Origin of the sequence: Streptomyces sp. NTH33 (genome assembly GCF_003236365.1) — a bacterium.
Lineage (GTDB): Bacteria > Actinomycetota > Actinomycetes > Streptomycetales > Streptomycetaceae > Streptomyces.
Genome location: NZ_POTZ01000762.1, coordinates 1 through 2,061, shown reverse-complemented (window position 1 = coordinate 2,061; position 2,061 = coordinate 1). Strand labels below are relative to the sequence as shown.

Here is a 2,061-nt window from a genome sequence, read left to right as displayed (position 1 = left end):
CGCCAGGAGCTCGCCGTGATCCGCCGCGTCACCGCCCCCGGCCTCTTCCCGCCGCCCGCGTACTCCCACGCCTCCGTCGTCGAGGCGGGGACGAAGCTGGCGTTCCTCGCCGGATCCGTACCGCTGGACGCTCGTGGAGAGCTGGTCGGAGCGGGAGATCCGGTGCGGCAGGCCGAGCAGGTCATCGCCAACCTGGCGGAGCAGCTACGGGCGGTCGGGAGCGACTTCGCGCACGTGCTGTCGACCGACGTGTACGTCGTCGCCGGTGAGCCCGCCGTGCTCGGCGCCGTGTGGAAGGTGGTCGAGGCGTCCGGGCTCAGTGCGGGACCGCACGCGTCGACGCTGATCGGGGTCGCCTGCCTCGGGTATCCCGGGCAGTTGGTGGAGATCACCGCGACGGCCGTCGTGCCGGAGGGGGAAGACGTCCCGGAGAGGGAAGAGGGGGAGGGCGCGTGAGTGCTGAGGGTGTTGTTGTTCTGCGGCGGGCCGTCGGCTCCGACGCCGGGGCCGCCGCCGATGTCTGGCTGCGGTCCTTCGCCGCCGCGCTGCCGGCCGTCGTCCGGCCGCACTCCGACGGCGCCGTGCGCGCCTGGTTCCGGGACGTGGTGGTGCCCCGTCACGAGACCTGGATCGCCGAGGCGGACGGCTCCGCAGGCATCGTGGGCGTCATGGTGCTCGACGGCGAGGTGCTGTCGCAGCTGTATCTCGCTCCGGACTGGCGCGGGCGCGGCCTCGGCGACCGTTTCGTCGCGCTCGCCAAGGAACGCAGCCCGCGGGGCCTGTCCCTGTGGACCTTCCAGGTCAACGAACCCGCCCACCGTTTCTACGAGCGGCACGGCTTCGTCCCCGCCGAGCGCACCGACGGCAGCGGGAACGAGGAGCGGGAGCCGGACGTGCGGTACGTGTGGCGGCCGTGAGGCCGACCCGAGCCGCTCAGCGCCGGGCGTAGTGGTCGGTCGCCGTCACCAGGGCGTCCGCCATGGCCGGGGTGCCCGCGTCGTGGCCGGCCTGGCTGACGGTGACCAGTTCGCTGCCCGGCCAGGCGTGGTGCAGGCGCCAGGGGGTGCCGAGGAGGTTGCCGAAGTCGAGGCTGCCCTGGACGAGGGTGCCGGGGATGCCCTGGAGGAGGTGGGCGTCGCGGAGGACCACGCCCTCGTCGTTGCCCTCGCCGAGGAAGTGGTCGTTGCCGAAGTAGTGGGTGACCGTGCGGGCGAAAGCCATGCGGAAGACCGGGTCCTCGTAGCGCGGGACGGAGCGGGGCGGGGCGGGGATCGTCGCCGTCTCCCAGTCGGTCCAGGCGCGCGCCGCCCGTTCCCGGACGGCCGGGTCGGGGGATTCGAGCAGCCGGTCGTACGCGGCGGCGAGGTTGCCGTCGCGGTCCTGCTCGGGCAGCTCGGCCAGGAAGCGCTCGAACGCTTCCGGGAAGATCTTTCCCAGGCCGTGGGTCAGCAGGGTCACCTCGGGGTTCGAGCCGGTGGCAACGCCGGTGAGGACCAGTTCGGAGACGGCGGAGGGATGTGTCTGGGCGTAGCGCAGCGCCAGCACCGAGCCCCAGGAGGCGCCCCACACCAGCCACCGCTCGATGCCGAGGTGGCGGCGCAGCAGCTCCAGGTCGGCGATCAGGTGCGCGGTCGTGTTCACGCTCATGTCGGTGTCGTACGCGCTCGCGTGCGGCGTGGAGCGTCCGCAGCCGCGCTGGTCGAGCAGCACGATCCGGTACGCGGCCGGGTCGCAGTAGCGCCGGTAGCCGGGGGTGCAGCCGGAGCCCGGGCCGCCGTGCAGCATCACCGCCGGCTTGCCGTGCGGGTTGCCGCAGGTCTCCCAGTGGACGCGGTTGCCGTCACCGACGTCGAGCATGCCGTGGTCGTACGGTCCGATCTCCGGATACAGGCCCATCGCGGGAACATAACCGCCGTGCGACCGCCGCGTCGCCTCATTTCCTCGTCGGCAGTCCCGCCTCCTGTGCCGCGGTTCGCAGGACGTCCCGGAGCATGGCGGGGGTGAGCTTGCCGGTGAAGGTGTTGCGCTGGCTGACGTGGTAACAGCCGAAGAGGGTGATGC

Annotated in this window: 3 protein-coding genes and 1 pseudogene; 2 read left to right on the top strand and 2 right to left on the bottom strand. The window is 72.6% G+C overall.

Going from position 1 to position 2,061, the window contains the following annotated elements; translation table 11 throughout:
- Window positions 1-15 precede the first annotated feature (15 nt).
- Window positions 16-456: a RidA family protein gene (locus C1I97_RS35955; protein ID WP_111007124.1), complete on the top strand. Its 441-nt coding sequence runs from the start codon at window positions 16-18 to the stop codon at window positions 454-456.
- On the top strand, window positions 453-917 hold the full coding sequence (locus C1I97_RS35950; protein WP_111007123.1) for a GNAT family N-acetyltransferase: 465 nt from the start codon (window positions 453-455) through the stop codon (window positions 915-917). The genes C1I97_RS35955 and C1I97_RS35950 overlap by 4 nt, the downstream gene beginning before the upstream one ends.
- Before the next feature lie 16 nt (window positions 918-933).
- Here C1I97_RS35950 and pip read toward each other — a convergent pair whose 3' ends face one another.
- Together pip and C1I97_RS42135 are read right to left on the bottom strand one after the other, a co-directional pair.
- On the bottom strand, window positions 934-1,896 hold the full coding sequence (gene pip / locus C1I97_RS35945; protein WP_111007122.1) for a prolyl aminopeptidase: 963 nt from the start codon (window positions 1,894-1,896) through the stop codon (window positions 934-936).
- Between the two features lie 37 nt (window positions 1,897-1,933).
- A pseudogene (locus C1I97_RS42135) lies at window positions 1,934-2,061 on the bottom strand (uracil-DNA glycosylase); the annotation flags it as partial.

Bases quoted from the DNA above. Each gene is read 5' to 3' on its own strand.
- pip (WP_111007122.1), bottom strand. From the start codon at position 1,896: ATGGGCCTGTATCCGGAGATCGGACCGTACGACCACGGCATGCTCGAC.